Source organism: Paracoccus onubensis, assembly GCF_003591515.1.
Classification (GTDB): domain Bacteria; phylum Pseudomonadota; class Alphaproteobacteria; order Rhodobacterales; family Rhodobacteraceae; genus Paracoccus; species Paracoccus onubensis.
On record NZ_QZCG01000012.1, the window covers coordinates 50718 to 70829 of the forward strand.

The following is a 20112-nucleotide window of genomic DNA, read 5'->3' on the forward strand; positions in this document are numbered from 1 at the left end:
CCTCCGGCAAAAATCGGTTCTAGATGAAAATAGGGATTATTGGCGGAGGTTCAATGTACCAAAAGCAGTCTGCGCAAATCAGTCGCATTCCGAAGCGGCTCTACGATGTATGGGTCGCAATCTCGCAAGAGAGGTGCGGCGATCAACTGAGTGCCGTTCCAGATGGCCGGACTCGAGGCAGCTTCGTCCCTGCTTAGGCCGCGATCACGCCAAGGCAGGTCGATAAGTGGGGCAAATCCAAGGGTTGCGATATGCTCTTCCTTTTGCAATCCTTTGATATTCCATCTGTTATCCCAGTTCGGACCGTGGCTTTCGCCGCTTTTTTTTGCTGCGGCGGGTTCGCGAACCAGTCGCAGCATATCGTTCGCCGGTTCAATCAGGACGCCGTCCAGCGTAACGCGGTTATGCGTGGCAATGGACTCGAGCGCGTTCAGAACCGTTTGACGGCGGGGAGGATAATCCGCGCCGGTGATCCAGCGACAGCCTGCAATCAACAGCCGCCGGAATATTTCAGGAGGCGCATCCAGCAGGGGTGCATGGGGAAGATACAACGAGCCGTGACGGATAATCGCCTGTTCTGCCAGTTGCGCCGTATAGTGATTCAATGCTGCACGCGCCTTGCCGAGATTCCTGGCTGAAAGCGCAATGGCTTGCGAGTCCAGCGCCAATGCAGTCATAGCATGGCGGATCCGGACGCGGTCGTAGTCGGTATTCTGGTTGCTGGGATCGTCAATCCAGCCGATCCCGTGATCTGTCAGCCAGCGCCGCAATTCCGCTCTGGTGATTTGCAGCATTGGACGCAGCCAGCGAATGCCGTGAAATTGACGCGTTTCGGACATCCCGGCGAGCCCGTCGATACCCGCTCCGCGTGCGAGCCGCATCAGCAGGGTCTCGGCCTGATCATCCGCCGTATGGCCAAAGGCGATGGCGGGCAGATCATGTCTTTTCGCCCAATCCGACAGCAGCAGCAAGCGCCCGTCACGCGCATTCGCCATGAGATTGCCGCCTTCCGATATGTCACGTTGCCAAAGCAACACGTCATGGCGCAATCCCAGTTTCGCCGCATTTCTGGCAACCTCCTGCGCTTCGGATGCGCTTTCTGCCCGAAGACCGTGATCCACCGTGGCCACCTGGATCCGACGACCGGCAGCCCAATTGGCGATCATATGCATCAATGCGGTTGAATCTCCGCCGCCGGACACCGCCACGCCCAGGGCGGGCAGGTCCTTTGCCTGACGATCAAGCGCCGCGCATACCCGGGATTCGAGATCGGCCGGAGGGGCAGTCACCTATCGCCTCATTCCTGGTTTACCAGATCCGCAGCCGCCTCGGGGTTTACTGTCGCGTCTTGTTCGGATCCCAACGCCTTGCTGGCGCAGTCAAGCACCGTCAGGCGGTGCTCGGCCTCCTGGGATTGCGCGGTGCCCGGAAAGCGTGCCGGGATTTCGGCAAGATACAGGCAGGCAGCGACAGGATCGCCATCGGCCTCGATCACCCGGGCGATGCCCAGCAGACTGTCCGCCGCCCGGGAGCCGTCGGGATCGGCGGTGAAACCTTCAAGCCATGCCGTCGCTGCGGCCCGGGGCTGTCCGATATTGTCCAGCGCCGTTCCCCGCAGATAATAGGCTTGTGCAGTCAAAGGTCCACCTGCATGGTTTTGCGCCACCGCCGCGAACATGTCCGCCGCGCGCCGGAACTCGCCCGCATTCAGGGCCTTGTAAGCTGCATCGAAATCCGCCTGCTCTTCGGAAGACGCCGTGTCGTTTTCTCCGTCAGGCGCTGTCGCGCCATTGCCGACCTGTGGAATAATCTCGACCCCGGTACCTTCCGCGCTCGTATCCGGAGCCATCAGGGCACCAAGATCGCAGGTTTCGTCCATCTCGCACAGACGGAATTCCAGATCGTCCATGCGCGCGGTGCTTTCCCTGATGACCGTCCGGATGCGGTTCTGAAGCTGCTCCGTCTGATCGGTCAGCTGGTTCAGACGGTCTTCCATGGCATTCATGCGGTCGATGGCATTCGCGCCGCCGGCCTCCTGATAGCCCTCGGCTCCGGCGGCGCTCAACTCGCCGCGCAGGCTTTGCAACTGATTGCGCAGATCCGAGATGGTGGCCCGCAACCCGGCAAGGGTCGGCTCCTGTGCTTGCACAGGCAATACCGTCATCGCGATCAAAAGCGCGGCGGCGGCGGTTTGCTTGATCACGATCCAACCCCGGATGCACTGACCACGGTAACGGCCCGCCGGTTTTTTGCGTAGCAGCTTTCTTCCGAACAGACTTCTGCCGGACGTTCCTTGCCGAAGCTGAGCGTGCGGATGCGGCCCGATTCTACGCCATTGGCGACCAGATATTCCTGTACGGCGCCTGCCCGCCGCGCGCCCAGCGCAAGATTATATTCACGGGTGCCGGTCTCTTCGGCATGCCCCTGCACGACAGCCGAGAATTCCTGATGCTTCGTCAGCCATTCGGCCTGACGATTCAGGATCGCGCGGGCTTCGGAATTCAGGGCGGTCTGGTTGGCCGCGAACAGGATGGTATCACCGACCTGGCTCGAAAAATACTGGGCGGTTGCTTCTCCGGGAAGGGAGCCGCTGGCCAGGTCACCCTGATACAGCGCCCCGTTGCCCAGATTGGCATAAGGGTCCTGAACCTGCTGGGCAGGAGGCTGCTGCGCGCAGGCGGCAAGCATAACGACTGATAGTGTAAGAGGAAGAAGATATGGTTTCATTGTAGGGTTCCTATGGCAACAAGGGACCCCAGGATGGGTCCGACGCGGCAGAATCGAGTTCGAGCGGACGCATATTCCTTCCGCTAATATCAACCGAGTGCAGGCGCGGCTGTCCATTTCCGCCCGGTGTCACTCGGGTAAACATGATAACTCGTCCATTGGGGGCCCATGTCGGGCCTTCGTCAAGAAACGAATCGGTCAGGGTTTTCTCTTCCGAGCCGTCGCTGCGCATGACGGCGATATGAAAACGATCCCCCAGCTGCTTTGTAAAGGCAATCATGTCGCCCTTCGGGGACCAGGTGGGATCGCCATAGCGGCCTTCGCCAAAGCTAATGCGGGTCGGCTCTCCGCCCTCAACGGGCACGACATAAAGCTGCTGAGTGCCCGAGCGGTCCGATTCAAAGACGATACGCTTGCCATCGGGGCTGAATGAGGGCGAGGTATCTATCGCATGGGTCTTGGTCAACGGTCGCCCGGTCCCCGTCGCGGCGTCCATCAGCCACAGATCGGTATCGACGCCGTTATCCTGCGCAAAGGCGATCCATCGGCCATCGGGCGAAAAGACCGGCGAAAAGGCCATGCTGTTGCCGCCCTGCGTCAGAGGCCGCGAGGAAACGCTTGCGACATCAAGGATCTGAAGCTGCGGAAAACCGCTTTCAAAGCTGGTATAGACGATCTTCTTTCCGTCGGGCGAGAATTGCGGTGCCAGCACAAGCGATGAACTGTCCGTCATCCACAGGATATTCGCGCCATCGTAATCCATGACACCGATCCGCTTGATACGGGCATCCTTCGGACCGGTTTCCTGCACGAAGGCCACCCGGCTGTCGAAATAGGCGGATTCGCCGGTCAGCCGCGAATAGATCTGGTCCGCAATCTTATGGGCTGCGCGCCGCCAGTCGCCCGAGCGCGCAACGAATTGCATTCCGTCGCCCAGCGGCTGGCCGGCGAAAATGTCGAACAGCCGGAACTTGACGTTGATCTCTTCGCCCTGACCGCTGACATCGGCGGTGACCAGCGCTTGCGCATTGATCGCCCGCCATTCCTCATAGGCGACGGCATCGTTGAAATCGTCATGGCTGGAGACATGCGCGTCCCGGGCGATCTCGCGGAACAGGCCGGTGCCGGTCAGGTCATCGGCAACAACCTGCCGAATTTTTCCGGCGAGATCGGAATCGCCGTAGAAATCGGGGATGGCGATGGCAACCGGATCGGTCACGCCATCGGTGATTTCGATTCGCAGCGGTCCGTCCTGCGCCAATGCGGGCAGTGCAGTCACGGCGGCAGCGCCTGTCAGGCCAAGCGCAAGAACGAGGGCAGGGGTCAGCTTATGGAACATACTTTCCTCTTTAACGTCATTGACGGATGGGAAAAAGGGCGGGTCATGGCTGTTCCCCTTGTTCAAATCGTATTCCATCCGGGCGAAAATCAACGATCACGTTGCGCCAGCGGCCGTATTTCTCGCGCGGTAGGGGAAAACCCGCGCGTCCGCAATTCAGAATCGCGCGACGTGCGGTTTCATATGCGATCTGTGTCGAGGTCTGCGACGAGCCGCCCTGCGAATCGATAAGCTGAAGGCTGTTCAGTTCGGGGCGGCCGTCAGGCGACATCTGGAATTCGATCGATACCGCCACGCGCGAGGCATCCACCGAAAGCGCGCCACGTTGCCAGCATCCTTCAAGTGCAATCCGAAAACCCTCGCGCTCTGACATGGAAAGGGGCTGGCCAAGCGGCGCAGCCCCCGTTGTCGTTTCGCCCGCGTCCGACTGCTGGTCTGACGGTTCATCCGGCTCCGGCAAGGGGGTCGGCGTGATCGGGGTCGGTGTCAGTTGATTCGGCTCGGGAGGCGGATCCTGCTGGGGTTCGGCGGATTGATTCTGCGACATGGCGTCGGAAAGTGCCGCGGAAAGCGGATCCTGTTCCGCCGAAGCACCGCTGCCGCCTTCGATGCGCTGGACATTGCCGCCGGCCGTTTCACCGGTTGAGGCCGTATCTTCGCCATCCGAGCCGGATTCACCCTGCTGCGCTTCGCGCAACGCATCCTCGACCGACTGGCGGCTTTCGGCTTCGCGTTCTGCCTCACGGGCGGCGTCCTCGGCGGCCTGGCGTTCTTCCTCCCTGCGAGCTTCTTCTTCGGCTCGCCGCCGCTCTTCCTCGGCCCGCGCTTCTGCCGCTGCGGCTTCCCGTTCGGCCTCTTCCCGTTCCGCCTGTGCTGCCGCGCGGCGTTGCTCTGCTTCCCGTTCGGCCTGTTCGGCGGCACGGCGTCGTTCGGCTTCCCGTGCCGCTTCTTCTGCGGCCTGCCGTTCTTCTTCCCGCTGGCGGGCTTCTTCCGCAGCCTGTTGCCGTTCCTCTTCGGCGCGCTGTGCGTCTTCTGCCGCTCGCCGTTCAGCGGCTTCCCGTTCGGCCTGCTCGGCGGCGCGTTGCTGTTCTTCTTGCGCGGCCTGTTCCGCCGCCTGCCGTTCTTCTTCGGCCTGTGCGGCTTCCTGTGCTGCCTGTCGTTCCTCGGCTTCGCGCGCTGCCTGCGCGGCGGCTGCCTGCTGCGCGCGTTCGGCCGCCTGCTGTGCTGCAATCCTCGCGTTATAATCTTCGACCAGCCCATCGGGGCGGTTGCGCGGACGTGTGGAACTGTCCAGCACCAGTGCCGATACGGGCGCGCTGGGCTCTATCGTTTCATCCTGTTCCGAGGGTTCCGGGCGTGCCGGCTGCTCGGGTGCTTGGGGCTGGGTGGTGGCCGCGGGTGCGGCGGGCGCCGCCTCTTCCTGTTCCGGAAGCTCGGGGGCCTCGGGAAGATCGGTCGCGACATTGACCGGTTCACGATTCTCGAAATCGCTCAGGTCAGGTTCGGCCTCCGATGCATCGGGCTCCGCGAGTTCCTGCGCTTCGGATTCCGAATTGGGCGCTGGCGTCTCTTCGGGTGTCTCTGCCTGAGTGCTTTCGGCTTCGGGTTCGGTGATTTCCGTGACGGCTGTGGCATCAGGATTGACCGGCCCTGCTCCGCGAGATGCGGCGGCATATTGCTCGAACTCGGCCCCGCTCATGGTTGCGACCTCGGTCATGCGCACCGGCTGCGAGGGTTGTGGCCGGAACAGCACGCCGCCCAGCAAGGCCCAGAGGATCAGTGCGGCATGCGCGATCCCCGAAATCCACCATCCGATGCGCTCTTCCCGGTCGGACATTTATCAGCCGTCCATCCGTGGGCCGCCGGTGTCGGTCACCAGAACGATATTGGTGAAGCCGGCGGCGTTCAAAGCTCCCATGATCTGCACGACGCGCGCATAGGGAATACCGCCATCGGCGCGCAGGAAGATCTTGTCGGACTGCCGCTCCTCCAGAACCGAGCGAAGGCGAGTCAGAATCTCGTCATCCGCGACCGGATTATTCATCAGCGTGACCTGCCCTTCGGCCGGAATCGAGATGACCAGCGGCTCCTCCGGTTCGGAGGGCACGGCCGTCGCGGCGGTACGAGGCAGGTTCAGCGGCACACCCGCGGTCATAAGCGGCGCCGCGACCATGAAGATCACCAGCAGAACCAGCATCACATCCACAAAGGGCGTGACGTTGATCTCGGACATCGGCGCGTTGCGCCTGCGCCCGCGGCCCTTGCGCGTTACCCGTTTGACGACATCCGCCATGGCTCAGCTTTCATCCATCTGCCGCGACAGCAGGGTCGAGAATTCATCGGCAAATGCTTCCCAGTTGCCAACAACCCTTTCGGCGTCGCCCGACAGCTTGTTGTAGAAGATCACCGCCGGGATGGCGGCCAGCAGGCCAAGAGCCGTGGCCAGAAGCGCCTCGGCGATGCCGGGGGCGACGACGGCAAGGCTGGTATTCTGGGACATGGCGATCCCTTCGAACGCGGTCTTGATCCCCCAGACAGTGCCGAACAACCCGATAAACGGGGCCGTCGCGCCAACCGTGGCAAGGAAGGACAGGCCGCGGAACAGCCGGGTTTCCTCGCGCTGGATCGCCACATTCATCGCCCGGTCGATGCGCTGCGCGCCCCCGGGAATCAGCGCTCCGTCATCGCGGTGACTGCGCCGCCATTCGGTCATGCCCGCCGCAAAGATCCGTTCGGACGCGCCGGAAGGGGTTTCGCCCAGCCGGTCATAGAGATCGTCCAGGGGTTCGCCCGACCAGAAGGCGCGGTCGAAGCGCGACGCCTCACGCTTCGCATTCGCGAAGGTCAGGAATTTCTGAATAATGATCGCCCAGCCCCAGAAAGAGGCGATGATCAGGATAATCATCACGATCTTTACGGTCAGAGAGGCGCGGAAAAACAGCGCCATCAGCGAAAAATCAAGGGCCTGCGCGGCCTGAATGGGTTCCATTGTCACTGCCTCATATGGATCGGGCGCGTTTCGGGCCTTCTAGCGCCTGTTTTACAGGAGTTTTACCCCCCACGACAACACAATGCTGTCAATCTCCCGTGTCGGACGGGATCATCGGATCGCAAGCTTGTGCGCCGCGATTTTCTCATATGCCGGCCGCAGCTTATCCGCCAGACGCGCCAGGTCGCCGCCCAGTTCCGGCAATGCTCCCTCGGCCCCGGCAAATCCGGTCGAGCGGTTGACCGCGTCATACCACACCTCGCCCCAGACCCCGTCCTCGGGATGCGGGCCGGGCTGCCATGACAGCATGCTTTCGCGGAATGCGATGCCAATCCCGTCACATAGCGTTTGCAGGGCGGGCGCGGGGGCGCGGCGGATATCGGCGCTGTCGATGACGATAGGGGCAGGGCCGCGGGCGGCCATTTCCTGAAACATCTCCCATTGTCTGTCGAAACCGAGTTCATCGGGATCGGGCAGCCCCCGCTTGGCCGCGAAAGAGGCCGCGACACGTTCGGGTTCGCGGATCAGGAAGATATTGGTGATCATGGCGGTCCAGCTCAAATCCATATCGGGCAGCATATGCTGGACCATATGTTTCTGATATTGGATCGGTTTCCCGCAAGGTTCCGTTGTCAATCCGGGCAGAACCTCGCGCCAGTCGCCTGGCTGGCTGGCAATCACCTTGTCGCGGACGGGATGGGGCAGGCCGGTCCGGATCAGGTAATGCGCATAGAAAGGCTCATCCACGCAGGCGCAATCGCCGCGTGCGCCGAATGATCGCATCATCGCGGTAGACAGGTTCCGCGGTCCCGACCACATGGCGATCCGGTGAGGCTCAGTCATCCGCATCTTCCTTCAGGGCAGAGATCAGGGCCGTGGGCAATCGGGCGGGGCGGCCGGACGAACCCAGACAGACGATGGTGACGCGGGCCGTAAACAGAATCCGGTCATCCCGCCGCACCGACTGATCCAGAACTACCCGCGCTGGGGTCACCATGAAGGTTTCGGTCGTAACCTCCAGAAGATCGTCGAATTTCGCCGGGCGCAGGTAGTCGGCTTCGACTCGCCGCACGGCGAAGACATGCCCGGTTTGCTCCTTCATTGCGGCCTGATCCAATCCGATTTGCCGCAGCCATTCAGAACGGCCGCGTTCGATGAATTTCAGATAATTGGCATAATAAACGATCCCGGCAAGATCGGTGTCCTCGTAATAGACCCTTATGGTCAGTCGATGCGCCATAGCCGTTCCTTTCGGTCTGCATATCCCCTTTTCTCGTCCGCTTTGCATATTGTGCAACCACATCGAACACAGAAAGCGAAAAATCGCGCCTAATCATTCCAAGGGTGCGGCCATATTTCCATGTCACAAAACAGACGCATTGATGCGCCGCATTTCAGATGGAGAAGAAAAATGAAAGTCCTTACAGCGTCTTTGCTTGCATTGGGTCTGGTCGCCAGCGCTGCTTCTGCAGGCCAGTTCTCTGGAACCAGCCGGAATTCGATCGTCGAGCGTCCGGCACCGAATACCCAGCAGATCGAGGTCAGAGCCGGCTCCGTTCTGACGACGCCCGAACTTAAAAGGGCCAATCTTGCAGCTGATGACCTGATCACGGTGACGAGTTTCCCAAGCCCGGAAAACGCTCGGCTGACCAACGAACGTTAAATTCTTTCCCGGGGTCCCTGCGAGCATGGGGACCCCGGTTTCACAGCCTGCGACTGATACCGCCCGCTTTGGGCGGTATTTTTTTGTCGTGATCTTGTCAAACACGCCCTGCGGAAACATTTCCCTAGTCATGGACACGACCGTTCTTCGCACATTCATCAGCATCCTTGACGAAGGCAGCTTTTCTGCGGCTGCCAGACGTATGGGAATTTCCCGCAGCCTTTGCAGCAAATATATCTCTGATCTCGAGTCCGATCTGGGCGCAAGGCTGTTGACGCGCACGACGCGCGCGCTGCGTCCGACCGCGCTGGGGACCGAATATGCCCAGCATATCCGAGAGGTCCTGAACCGGTTGGACAATGCGAATGAAATGGTGCGCAGCGCCTCGGGTCACCCGGCTGGGGCGCTCAAGATCGGGGCGCCGTCAGCCTATGTCCATAAGGTGTTTCATCCGCATATCCTGCGCTTCATGGACGATCATCCCGATATCCAGATGGAAATGGTGCTGGATGACGGCGTTACCAATCTGGTCGCGGGCGGTTTCGACGCGATGATCCGCATCGGCATTCTCGGAGATTCAACCCTGCATGCCCGCAAACTGCATGAGGCGGCAATCCTGCTGGTTGCCTCGCCCGATTATCTGGAGCAGCGGGGCATTCCGGAAAACCCTGCCGATCTGTCCCGCCACAGCTGCCTGCATTACACCAATCTTCGCGGATCGGGCACATGGCCCATGCGCTGCGGCGACCAGACTTTTCATCAGAAGGTTCAGCCGGTCTTTTCGACCAATAACACCGAGTTGCTGAAGTCTCTGGCCGTCAGTGGAAAGGGGATTGCGCTTTTGCCGCGCTTTATCGTGGCCGAAGATCTCGAGGCGGGCCGACTGGTGCAACTGCTGACCAATTTCACGCTGCCGGATATCCCGGTGAATCTTGTCTATCCGACCGGCAAGCTGATGACGGCGGCAATGCGCAGTTTTCTGGATTTCACCACACATCTGCGTTTGCTCTGAGACGGGTGTTCCGGTTCAGTCCCGCATTATCCGTGCCGCCAGACGCATTGCATGGGCTGGCTGATCCGTGGCGACGGGCAGCACCGGGTCATAGGCCGCCCGGATCAACGCGGCCAGTTCTGGCGAAGGCGCGATCTCGCGGGCGAAACTCAATGCGCTGCGCATCATGAGCGCCTCGGCAAGTGCGGCCGGATGCGCTTTGGCCAATGAGCCGGACATACGCAGAAAGATCATGCAAGCCCGAATGCCCCCATCCGGATCAAAGCGGAACAGGCGGTATTGATCGGCCTCTCCGCCTTGCAGCCGTGCAGGCAGGTCGGGTTGCCCCGTCAGGCGGTCAAGATCGGGAACGCCATCCATCTCTGCCCAGTCCCGCATGAAAAACAGCATCAGGTTGCTGCCCATCTCGGGATCGGTATCGACGACGGGATGCCCGGCATGCGCATATCCCGCGCGGATCGCGCTGCGAAAAATATCGAGACTTTCATCCGCCAGCCCGAAAATCACCGGCGCCACCGGCCGTCCCCAGCGGGCGCAAAGAAAGGCTCCGTCCTCGCCCGTGAACAATGCGGCGATCCGCTCGGGTGTCATGCCTGCCAAAGCCTTTCTTCTTCATGGAAATATCCCGGGGGGAACCGTCGTATAAACGATGACGGGGGGCAACGCCCCCCGCTTGACAGCCCAGGATGACGGCCAGTCAATGTCAGCCGACGATCGTCGCCTCGGTCGCCGCGCGAAGCTCGTCTTCGGTCACGCCGTCGGCCGTCTCGACGATCTTCAGCCCGCCAGGGACAACATCCAATACCCCCAGATTGGTGATGATCCGGTCGACCACTCCCTTGCCGGTCAGCGGCAGGGTGCAGGTTTTCAGCAGCTTGGATTCGCCGGCCTTGTTGGTGTGGTCCATGACCACGATCACCCGGCCCACGCCTGCGACCAGATCCATCGCACCGCCCATGCCCTTGACCAGCTTGCCCGGGATCATCCAGTTCGCCAGATCGCCATTTTCGGCCACTTCCATCGCGCCAAGGATTGCCGCGGCGATCTTGCCGCCGCGGATCATCCCGAAACTCATCGCGCTGTCGAAATAGGACGTCCGCGACAATTCGGTTATGGTCTGCTTGCCGGCATTGATCAGGTCGGGATCCTCCTCACCCTCATAGGGGAAGGGACCCATGCCAAGCATGCCGTTTTCGGATTGCAGTGTGATGTCCTTGTCGCCGACATAATTGGCCACCAGCGTCGGAATCCCGATGCCGAGATTCACATACATGCCATCTTCCAGCTCCTGCGCGGCACGTTCGGCCATCTGGTTGCGATCCCAAGGCATTACGCGGTCTCCTTCTTGCGGGTGGTGCGCTGCTCGATGCGCTTCTCATGCTGTCCCTGCACGATCCGGTGCACATAGATGCCGGGCAGGTGGATCAGGTCGGGATCGAGACTGCCGCGCGGCACGATTTCCTCGACCTCGGCCACACAGACCCGCCCGCACATCGCCGCCGGAGGATTGAAATTCCGCGCCGTCTTGCGGAATACCAGATTGCCGGTATCGTCCGCTTTCCACGCCTTGACGATCGACAGATCGGCGAAGATGCCGCGTTCGAGGATATAATCCTCGCCGTCGAAACTCTTGACCTCCTTGCCCTCTGCGATCTGGGTGCCGACGCCGGTTTTGGTGTAGAAGCCGGGAATACCCGCACCGCCCGCGCGCATCCGTTCGGCCAGGGTGCCCTGGGGGTTGAATTCAAGCTCCAACTCGCCGGACAGATATTGCCGCATGAACTCGGCGTTCTCGCCGACATAGGAGGACATCATCTTGCTGATCTGCTTGGTGTCCAGTAGCTTGCCGAGGCCGAAACCGTCGACACCGCAATTATTGCTGGCCACGGTCAGGTTCCTGACCCCGCTTTTGACGATCGCGTCAATCAGCAATTCGGGAATCCCGCAGAGGCCAAATCCTCCGGCTGCGATCAGCATCCCTTCCTTCAAGAGGCCATCAAGCGCCTCATCCGCATTGGCATAGACCTTTTGCATCGGTCCTCCTTTGATACATCGCTGCGTTGTATCTTAACTGACGGGTCCGCACGGCCAAGTCAATCTGGCGCAGCGGGAATCGCGGAGCCTGTCAGACGTTAACATTTCCGCCTGCACAATCCTCCCGCTTCATTTTCGCGAAGCAGCCCATAGCGAGGATAATGAAAACTTGCGTGGAGGCTGCTCGAGTGGCGCGGCCTCGTTGCCCGCCTGCGGGACCGGGGTCAATGTCATGCTTCCGGTGGGCAGGTCAGGCGCCACTGGGATCTTGTCAAGATCGACCGTGACCTGGGCAAGCTGGGCGAACAGTTCGTCGTCGATCTGTTGCTTATAAATGGCGAGATCCTGGCTTGTGAAACCTGCGAAGATATTCTTGTCGGAATATTTCCTGACATAATCCGCCGTGGTCAGGGTGCTTCTATCCTCGCTTTTGGCGGCATTGGACAGAAATTCCAGCTTCTCCCGGGACTGTTGAAAATGTCCGGAAAGCGCAAGAAGAAAACTCTCCTGCTTCCGGATGATATCCTCATAGGAAAAGATCAGCGTTCTTTCCGGCGCCGCTTGCGCGAGCTCCAGATATCCGCGCAGTTTTTCCTGATAAATGGCCAGAGGGGTTCCGATGAAGTCATAGGGCAGACAATCCCGGTCGGTCAAAGCGAAATCGCGGGTCATGAAATCCCGCAATCTCTCGGCTTTCTGCTTCTGAAACGGATTGTAAGGCCGTTTGAACATGGATTTCAGCCAGAATGCGGGGTGTTTATAGGTCAGGATAAAGACGGTGTAGTCCCAATTCGCGTTTTTCCTGAACCGGGGAATGTCGGGTCTGGCATGTTTCCATCCGAATTGCGTGTCCATGGAATATTCATGCAGCAGATCCCGCCAGGCGAGGGGATGTTCGGGAATGCCAGCCGTGATCTCGTTCATGAGGTTTCGAAGCGTCGCGCCTTCGGGACTGGTGATCAAAGGGCGTGCGCGAAAGTTCCTCCGGATCGTCGATTCGATGAGATTGGTGCCGGTATTCCGTTCGCCCATGACCTTCGCGAACGGATAGTTCTTATTATCTGGCGTCCTTCCGGCTTCGTTGGCTCCTTTCAGAACCTGATACAGGAAATGCTCGAATGAGCGGCATTTCAAAACCCGCCTGACCGCGAAATCCGCCGCCCGGGCAAGCCCGGAACTGCGCAGAAACACCAAATTCGTATAATGGGCCAGGACGATATCATGCGCCCGGCGACGCCGGGGCCGGATATTTATGGTGTTCTTTACCAAAGCAGTGTCATCCGATACCCGCATCGCCGCCAGCGAAAGAGCGATCTGATCCAGCCAGGGACGCTTTTGCGTGATCGTGCTGTCGGCATCGATTTCTCGGCTGATCCGTAGCCATTCCTGCGCGAAACCCGTCTTTTTGTCGAATGACACAAGTCCGGCATTGAAATACGGGAATGTGTGGCCGCTCCGATCCCGCAGCCGCTTCAGACGGTCCTGATCTATCGAGTAGCGGCCATACAACTGGTCCCAAACGCCATTCTGTCCGACATTCCGGGTCCATAACGGGAAAAACACCTCCTGCACGGCGATCTCGCCCCTGCATAATTCGGAGATATCGACCGAGCGGACAAAGATCGTGTCGCTGTCCAGAAAGACGATCCGGTCCTCGGGGTATTCGAGTGTACTGGCGATGACCTTGTTGCCGATCTTGTATTCGGGATTGAATACCCCCCTGTTGGAGATCGTCCGGATGGTTCCGCCAAGCTGCCTGATGAAATTGCGGGTGGATTGCGCCAATTGCGGAAGCTGTGTGTCTTCGATGCAGAAATACAGGTTATACTCGCCTTTGACGTAATTCCGTATCGTCGCGCCAAGCAGAAGCGCCTGCCACTCCAACTCATGTGATGGAGCAATCATCATGATTATCGCACATGATGCAGACGTCACTTTCGGGTCTTGCATATCGTTTTCCCTTGCGCGGTTCCGGGAAGCATAGCGCCTCATTCCGGCGGGTACTACTCACAGGCTTGGTTCATAGGCAAGCGGAAAGGCCCGGTTTCAGGGTAGGATCGCCAACCACATCCAGATGCTCAGGATCGACAGCGCGGTGCCGATCAACACGGTGGAAGCGGCGACACGGCGGGCTGCTCCGTAGAAATTGGCGAAGAGATAGGCATTGACGCCCGGCGCCATCGACGCGGTCATGACACCGGAACGCATGCCCGCCGTATCGAGCCCGACAAGCGAGCCAATCCCGAAGACAATGGCCGGATGCAGGATCAGTGAACAGGCGCAGCACATGACGATCGCCGAGATGTCTCCTTCCGGGCGATAGCGGTAAAGAACTCCTCCAAGACCGAACAGCGCCGCAGGCAGGGCCGCGTGCGAGATCATTTCTACCGCTTCCCAGAAGCTGCCGGGCATGACAAGTCCGGCATGCGTCAGCAGGTTCATCGCAAATCCGGCGAGTATTCCGATAACCATCGGCGTGCGCAGCGTTCCCGACAACGCGCGCAAGGCGACCCGGCCCAGGGACATCCCGCTGCCCCTGGCGCGGGTAAACTCCATGAAGCTGATCCCGAATGTATAAAACAGCGGCGAGTGTAGCGCGATGATGGTCCAGTTTCCGGCAAGCGCCTCGGGGCCATAGGCGCGCTCGGTGATGGGAATTCCCAACAATACCGTGTTCGAGAACAGGCAGGTGAAGCCGATCACCACGCAATCCTGTGGCGCACGTTTAAGCAGATATTTCGCGCCCGCCCATCCTGCGAAAAAGCTGATCCATGCGCCCACATAGAATGAAATCAGCATGGATGGGCGGAACTCGGTCCCCAAATTCAGCCGGGCCATCGATGAGAACAGCAGGACGGGAACCGCGAAATTCTGGGCGAATATCATCAGCCCGTCCACCGCGCTTTCGCTGAACCATTTTCTCCAACTGACAAGATAACCGAAACCGACCACCAGGAAGACCGGCAGGATGATCGTCAGAAGCGCGTTCATAGCAGCGCGGCCATTGTTGCGGGAAGCCTGGGATCTTCGGACAAAGTTTCCAGCACCATCCCGTCATGTGCGGGAACAACGTGATCCGGGGTCTCTGCCATGACCCTATCGTAATCCATATCGATATGCATATTGGTCAATACGCCGCGCCGGCAGCCAGAACGCGCGATCCATTCCAGTGCCTGCGCCATATGGGCGTGGCTGGGATGCGGCTGAGGACGCAGCGCGTCGATCACGAAGATGTCCGCGCCTTCGATCAGCGTCCATGCGGCTGCGGGGATCTCCGAGACGTCGGGCAGATAGACCAGACCGCCGATGCGAAAACCCAGCGCGGTGATGCCGCCATGCTGAACCCGGAACGGGTGGAAGGTGATAGACCCTCCAGGCCCGTCAATGGTGACCGGGCCATCGATCGGATGCAGCTCTGCGATCGGGGGATAATGGCTTCCCTCGGGTGCCGCGAAGATATAGCGGAAACGCTCCATCAGGGCTTCGGTCGTGGGTTGATCGGCCCAGACCGACATGATGCGGCGGGCATTGTAAACCGGTTGCCGCAGATCATCGATGCCGTGGATATGATCGGCATGGGGATGGGAATAGATCACCGCATCCAGCGTGCTGACCCCGGCATCCAGAAGCTGCGATACCAGATCGGGACCGGTATCGATCAGCACCTGTGTCGCGCCCTTGTCCCCATGCCGTTCGACCAGCAGTGAACAGCGTCGGCGGCGGTTCCTCGGGTTGTTCGGGTCGCATGCCCCCCATCGTCCCCCGATCCGCGGTACCCCACCGGACGAACCGCAGCCCAGGATGGTCGCGCGGATCACGCCTTGCCCCCGGCGGCCTTCCAGAACAGGCGGTCGAAATTCTCGGAGGTCTGGCGGGCGAAATCGGGGTAATCCATGCCGAATAGTCCCGCCCCGACTGCGGCGGTTTTGGCGGCGTAAGCCGGTTCGTTCCGTTTGCCGCGATAGGGCGGCGGAGCGAGATAGGGGCTGTCTGTCTCGACCAGAATGCGGTCGACGGGTGCGGCGGCAAAGATTTCGCGCAGTTCCGCCGATTTCGGAAAGGCGGCGATTCCGGACATGGACAGATAGAAGCCAAGATCAAGCGCCGCCTGTGCAAGCGCCGGCCCCGAACTGAAGCAATGCATGACGCAGGTGAAAGTACCGGCGCGGTATTCATCCGACAGGATGCGGGCCATATCCTCATCGGCGGCGCGGGCATGGATGATCAGCGGCAGGCCGGTGCGGCGCGCGGCCTCGATATGGATAAGCAGGCTTTCCTGCTGAAGCTTCGCGCTTTCGGCGGTGTAATGATAATCAAGGCCGGTTTCGCCGATGCCCACGAGTTTGGGATGATTTGCCAATGCGACCAGTTCCCCGACCGTCGCCATCGGCTCTTCCGCCGCGCTCATCGGATGGGTGCCCGCAGCATAGAATACTTCGTCATAGGTTTCCGACAGGGCGCGGACCTGCGGCTCGTTCCGCAATCGGGTGCAGATCGTGACCATGCGGGTGACGCCGGCCTCGCGCGCGCGGGCAACCAAAGCGTCGCGTTCGCCGTCGAAATCGGGGAAATCCAGATGGCAGTGGCTATCGACGATCGGCGAGACAGGGGCCGCTTGGGTCATGAGGCAGGTCAACTCTTGGCTGGGCGTGCGGATTGCGCAGGCGGCAGATGCGCCAGTTCCGTCAGCATATCCATCACCAGAGCGGCAGGGTCAAGGTTGACCGCCCGTCCCGCGCGGGCACGCGCCGACAGTCTTGCCTGGGCATCGGCCCAGTCCCGCGCCGCCAGATCGTCGGGCGAAAGCCGCGTCAGCAGGGCGCCTTCGCCATTTGCCGCCTGCGGAAGCGGCGCACCCATCAGCCCGGTGCGGGCGGTCCGGGACAGGAAGCGATCCAGCAGCGTCGTCGTCAGATCGAAAGGATCGCCATCGGCATTGGCCCGCCCCGCCGCCTGATCGGAAAGCTTCGCAGCCGCCAACCGGTCAAGCCGGGGCAGGGTGGTGAATAGGTCAACAATCTGCTGATAACGGGCAAGCCCGTCCTGCCCGGAAAGCCTGAGCGCCTCGCCGACGGAACCGTCAGAGAGCGCCGCCAGCGCCTCGGCATCTTCCTTTACGTCCAACCCGGCCAGCACATCGGTCATCAATTCCGGTGTCAGGGGGTTCAGGCGCAGTAGCCGGCAACGTGACCGGATGGTTGGCAGAAGCCGTGCCGGCTGATGCGCGATCATCAGGATCAGCCCGTTTGCAGGGGGTTCTTCCAGCACTTTCAGCAACGCATTGGCGGCGGCGGTATTCATCTCGTCGGCGGCGTCGATAATGGCAATGCGCCAGCCGCCTTCGGAGGATGACAGATGAAAGAAAGACAGAAGTTTCCGGATCTCGTCCACGGTGATCTCGGCCCGCAATCGGCCCGCCTTGTCATCCCAAGGACGGCGGATCAGTTGCAGCCCCGGCTCGGACAGCGCGCGGATCCGGCGCGCGGCGGGATCGTCTTCCGCGACGCTGAGATCGCCGCTTTTCTCGCCTGAGATCAGCCAGCGGGCAATCGCCCAGGCCAAGGTGGCCTTGCCGACGCCACGCGGCCCGGTCAGCAGCCATGCGTGATGCAGCCGCCCTCCCTTGGCCGCCTCGACGAAATCGGCGATGGCGTGATCCTGTCCGATGACCCGGTTGGTCATGCGCGGATGCGGTGCGCCGGGAACCCGGTCGGGTTCGGGGATATCCTGCGGATCCGTACTCATAACGCGGCCCGGACGCGGGCGGCGACATCAGCGATATTGCCGCTGCCGTCGATCAGTCGCACCCGTTTGGGATATTCCTGCGCCAATGCCCGGAACCCCTTCGCCAGCTTTTCCTGAAAGTCGAGGCCAAGGCTTTCGAAGCGATCCTCGGTTCCGCCACGCGCCTTGCCGCGTGCCAGGGCGGTTGCCGGGTCGATATCGATCACGAAGGTCCGGTCTGGTTCCGTCATGATCATCAGATCATGCAACCGGTCCACCAGTTCGCGCAGATCACCACGCGCCACGCCCTGATAAACCCGGGTCGAATCCGCGAAGCGATCCGTAACCACGACCTGCCCCTGTTCCAGTGCCGGAAGGATCCTGCGTTCAAGGTGATCGCGACGGGCAGCGGTGAACAGCAGGCATTCAGTCTCGGGCGACCAGCGTTCACCTGCACCCTCGACCAGAAGCCTGCGGATTTCCTCCGCCCCGGCGCTGCCGCCGGGTTCGCGGGTCAGAATCACGTCACGCCCCTCGGCCCGCAACGCCTCTGCCAGCATTTGCGCTTGCGAGGATTTTCCGCAGCCGTCGATTCCCTCGAAGCTGATGAACATCAGCCGCCCACGGCGTCGATGGCCCTGGAGCCCAGGCGCAGGACCGCGCCTTTCATCCTGCCCATGAAACCCGCTTCCGGCACATCCTGCGCGGCAAGCAAAGGCGTGACCGCGTTCTTGGCCCCCGGAACCGTCACCACAAGCTGCCCCAGTTGGTCACCCTTGGCGATCGGCGCGGGAATGGGGGAATTGTAAACCGCTTCGACCTTCACCTGATCCTGAGCGCCTGCCGGAACCAGCACATTCGCCCCGTCCTTCGTCGTCAACCCTACTTTGGGGAGGGTACCCAGCCAGACCGGAGCCTCGACCACGGTTTCGCCCGCCGGAACCAATGTTTCCATCGTGAACTGACGGAATGCCCAATTGACGATCCGTTCTGCCTCTTCGGCGCGGGCGGAATCGCTTTGCAGCCCGGTGATGACGAAAATGACCCGGCGGCCATCCTGCACGGCCGATCCGACCAGCCCGTAACCGGCCTCCTGCGTGTGGCCGGTTTTCAGGCCATCCGCTCCGATCCCCAGTTTCAGCAGTGGGTTACGGTTGAACCGATTCGCCGGCGCGCGATTGTCGAACGGGAATTCGGTCAGGGCGAAATTCTTGTAAAGCTCGGGGAAATCGCTGATCAGATGCATCGCCAGAATACCCAGATCATGGGCCGTCATGCGATGTCGCGGATCGGGCCAGCCCGAGGAGTTGGCGAAGACGGAATTGGTTAGCCCCAGTTCCTTGCCCTTTTCGGTCATCTGCCGGGAAAATGCCTCTTCAGTGCCCGCCAGTCCTTCGGCGACGACCACGCAGGCATCATTGCCGGACAGGACGATGATGCCCTTGATAAGCTCGTCCACAGTCGGCCGGTCCTGCTCGTTGAGGAACATGGTCGAACCGCCCATCTGTCGCGCCTTTGTCGAAACCGGCAGGCGGGTATCCGGTTGCACCCGTCCTTCGCGGATCGCCTCGAACAGCATATAAGTCGTCATCAGCTTGGACATCGATGCCGGGGGAATCGGCTGGTCCGCATTCTTCTCCATCAACACCGTGCCGGTCGCCATGTCATAAACCCACGCCGTTTGGGCATTCGTATCGAATGCCTGAGCCGGAGCGGATAAAGCCAGCAGGGCGATTAGCTTCAGCAGGAATGCGCGCATGGGATGTCCTTTGCCAGTTACGTATTGATGGTTACTATATGGGCGATCATGCCGCAACGCGGCTGCGCTATTCGCGCCCTGATTTGAACGGATTTTTATCGCGAGGATATGAAGCAACCCCGTTCGATGCGAATCCCCTCCGGGCGATCATGACCTTTCACCGAATTACCTCCTGTGGAATCGGTGATACCACCCAGCTTCGAGATTGCGGGGGGCGCGTCATTCGGTCGCAGCAGGCATCCGGGCGCCATGCCCCTCCGAACGCAGAGAACCTTCATAAGCGATTTTTTGCTGATTGCTCTGTCCCCCTGCTTTTGTTCACGAAAACGTTAATCTCGACCCGTAATATCGTCTATGTGGAGCAGAAGGTAAAAATTTACCGCTTCCGTGAGGTGGATTCGCGTTATGGTAAACATCTGCTCACCCACACTCTTGAGGAGGCTGCCATGCCCCATCTTCCGTGCTTTGGCATCAATAGAAACCCGACGCGCCTTTTCGCGCCGGACGACGTCATGTCCGGCAATCCCTGGGCCGAATTCGAGGAAGAACTGACCAGACTGGATGCTGTCATTACCGATATCAACATATCCGGCAGCGATCCCACATTGCAGGTCAGGGCCAGCAATGGCGTGAACTGGACCATCGAACTGGGCGATCGTAGCCGTAATCGCCAGGCCGGGCTGGAGGATGCTTCGGCCATCATTGGCGATCCGGTTTCGGTTACCGGGCGGCAGACGCATCATTTCAGCGAAAACCGGATCAAGGCTATAGAACTGACCATCAATAATCTTGATTACAAACTTTATCCCGAGGAGTGGAACCGCGGGTTCTGAATTTCTTGGGAAATACCACTTCCGGTCTTGCG

General features: G+C 60.5%; 22 protein-coding genes. 3 read left to right on the top strand and 19 right to left on the bottom strand.

What is annotated here, in order from left to right; all coding sequences use genetic code 11:
- Positions 1–50: 50 nt before the first annotated feature.
- The 9 genes from tilS to ybgC form a co-directional block, all read right to left on the bottom strand.
- Positions 51–1289, bottom strand: coding sequence for a tRNA lysidine(34) synthetase TilS (tilS, locus tag D3P04_RS16945; RefSeq protein ID WP_119750962.1), 1239 nt, complete (start codon positions 1287–1289; stop codon positions 51–53).
- 8 nt (positions 1290–1297) lie between these two features.
- Entirely contained in the window at positions 1298–2203 is a 906-nt protein-coding gene (locus tag D3P04_RS16950; RefSeq protein ID WP_232845056.1) for a tetratricopeptide repeat protein, read from the bottom strand.
- A complete protein-coding gene (gene pal / locus D3P04_RS16955) occupies positions 2200–2727 on the bottom strand; it encodes a peptidoglycan-associated lipoprotein Pal (protein WP_119750964.1) in 528 nt (175 codons plus the stop codon). The genes D3P04_RS16950 and pal overlap by 4 nt, the downstream gene beginning before the upstream one ends.
- Before the next feature lie 10 nt (positions 2728–2737).
- Positions 2738–4066, bottom strand: coding sequence for a Tol-Pal system beta propeller repeat protein TolB (tolB, locus tag D3P04_RS16960; protein ID WP_119750965.1), 1329 nt, complete (start codon positions 4064–4066; stop codon positions 2738–2740).
- Positions 4067–4109: 43 nt separating this feature from the next.
- A complete protein-coding gene (locus tag D3P04_RS16965) occupies positions 4110–5903 on the bottom strand; it encodes a protein TolA (protein ID WP_119750967.1) in 1794 nt (597 codons plus the stop codon).
- 3 nt (positions 5904–5906) lie between these two features.
- Complete coding sequence (locus D3P04_RS16970; protein WP_119750968.1) at positions 5907–6359, bottom strand: ExbD/TolR family protein; 453 nt, start codon at positions 6357–6359, stop codon at positions 5907–5909.
- Positions 6360–6362: 3 nt separating this feature from the next.
- Positions 6363–7055: a protein TolQ gene (tolQ, locus tag D3P04_RS16975; RefSeq protein WP_119750969.1), complete on the bottom strand. Its 693-nt coding sequence runs from the start codon at positions 7053–7055 to the stop codon at positions 6363–6365.
- A 111-nt stretch (positions 7056–7166) separates the two neighbouring features.
- A complete protein-coding gene (locus D3P04_RS16980; RefSeq protein ID WP_333473104.1) occupies positions 7167–7898 on the bottom strand; it encodes a sulfotransferase-like domain-containing protein in 732 nt (243 codons plus the stop codon).
- Positions 7891–8295, bottom strand: a complete 405-nt coding sequence (gene ybgC, locus D3P04_RS16985) for a tol-pal system-associated acyl-CoA thioesterase (RefSeq protein WP_119750972.1) — start codon at positions 8293–8295, stop codon at positions 7891–7893. The genes D3P04_RS16980 and ybgC overlap by 8 nt, the downstream gene beginning before the upstream one ends.
- Positions 8296–8466: 171 nt before the next feature.
- Between ybgC and D3P04_RS16990 the strand changes: the two genes are divergently transcribed.
- Together D3P04_RS16990 and D3P04_RS16995 are read left to right on the top strand one after the other, a co-directional pair.
- Entirely contained in the window at positions 8467–8718 is a 252-nt protein-coding gene (locus D3P04_RS16990; protein WP_119750973.1) for a hypothetical protein, read from the top strand.
- Positions 8719–8848: 130 nt separating this feature from the next.
- Complete coding sequence (locus D3P04_RS16995; protein ID WP_182912906.1) at positions 8849–9730, top strand: LysR family transcriptional regulator; 882 nt, start codon at positions 8849–8851, stop codon at positions 9728–9730.
- Positions 9731–9745: 15 nt separating this feature from the next.
- On the opposite strand, the gene D3P04_RS17000 is transcribed toward D3P04_RS16995, so the two are convergent.
- The 10 genes from D3P04_RS17000 to D3P04_RS17045 form a co-directional block, all read right to left on the bottom strand.
- Positions 9746–10321 carry a hypothetical protein gene (locus D3P04_RS17000; protein WP_119750977.1) on the bottom strand — a complete coding sequence of 192 codons (576 nt, stop codon included), beginning with the start codon at positions 10319–10321 and terminating at the stop codon, positions 9746–9748.
- 112 nt (positions 10322–10433) lie between these two features.
- Positions 10434–11060: a CoA transferase subunit B gene (locus D3P04_RS17005; RefSeq protein ID WP_119750979.1), complete on the bottom strand. Its 627-nt coding sequence runs from the start codon at positions 11058–11060 to the stop codon at positions 10434–10436.
- Entirely contained in the window at positions 11060–11764 is a 705-nt protein-coding gene (locus D3P04_RS17010) for a CoA transferase subunit A (protein ID WP_119750980.1), read from the bottom strand. Before D3P04_RS17010 ends, D3P04_RS17005 begins: the two co-directional genes overlap by 1 nt.
- 129 nt (positions 11765–11893) lie before the next feature.
- The gene (locus tag D3P04_RS17015; protein WP_147391952.1) at positions 11894–13672 is read right to left on the bottom strand and encodes a glycosyltransferase family protein; all 1779 of its coding nucleotides are present in this window, start codon (positions 13670–13672) and stop codon (positions 11894–11896) included.
- A gap of 138 nt (positions 13673–13810) precedes the next feature.
- A complete protein-coding gene (locus D3P04_RS17020) occupies positions 13811–14755 on the bottom strand; it encodes an AEC family transporter (protein ID WP_119750984.1) in 945 nt (314 codons plus the stop codon).
- Positions 14752–15582, bottom strand: coding sequence for an MBL fold metallo-hydrolase (locus D3P04_RS17025; protein WP_119750986.1), 831 nt, complete (start codon positions 15580–15582; stop codon positions 14752–14754). The genes D3P04_RS17020 and D3P04_RS17025 overlap by 4 nt, the downstream gene beginning before the upstream one ends.
- On the bottom strand, positions 15579–16388 hold the full coding sequence (locus tag D3P04_RS17030) for a TatD family hydrolase (protein ID WP_119750987.1): 810 nt from the start codon (positions 16386–16388) through the stop codon (positions 15579–15581). Before D3P04_RS17030 ends, D3P04_RS17025 begins: the two co-directional genes overlap by 4 nt.
- Before the next feature lie 8 nt (positions 16389–16396).
- The gene (locus tag D3P04_RS17035) at positions 16397–17509 is read right to left on the bottom strand and encodes a DNA polymerase III subunit delta' (protein ID WP_119750989.1); all 1113 of its coding nucleotides are present in this window, start codon (positions 17507–17509) and stop codon (positions 16397–16399) included.
- The gene (gene tmk, locus D3P04_RS17040) at positions 17506–18102 is read right to left on the bottom strand and encodes a dTMP kinase (RefSeq protein ID WP_119750990.1); all 597 of its coding nucleotides are present in this window, start codon (positions 18100–18102) and stop codon (positions 17506–17508) included. Before tmk ends, D3P04_RS17035 begins: the two co-directional genes overlap by 4 nt.
- A complete protein-coding gene (locus tag D3P04_RS17045) occupies positions 18102–19247 on the bottom strand; it encodes a D-alanyl-D-alanine carboxypeptidase family protein (protein WP_119750992.1) in 1146 nt (381 codons plus the stop codon). The genes tmk and D3P04_RS17045 overlap by 1 nt, the downstream gene beginning before the upstream one ends.
- 38 nt (positions 19248–19285) lie before the next feature.
- Here D3P04_RS17045 and D3P04_RS17050 point away from each other — a divergent pair, with 38 nt between their 5' ends.
- Positions 19286–20080 (top strand): hypothetical protein, encoded by a 795-nt coding sequence (locus tag D3P04_RS17050; RefSeq protein WP_147391953.1) that lies wholly within the window; start codon positions 19286–19288, stop codon positions 20078–20080.
- Positions 20081–20112: the final 32 nt, after the last annotated feature.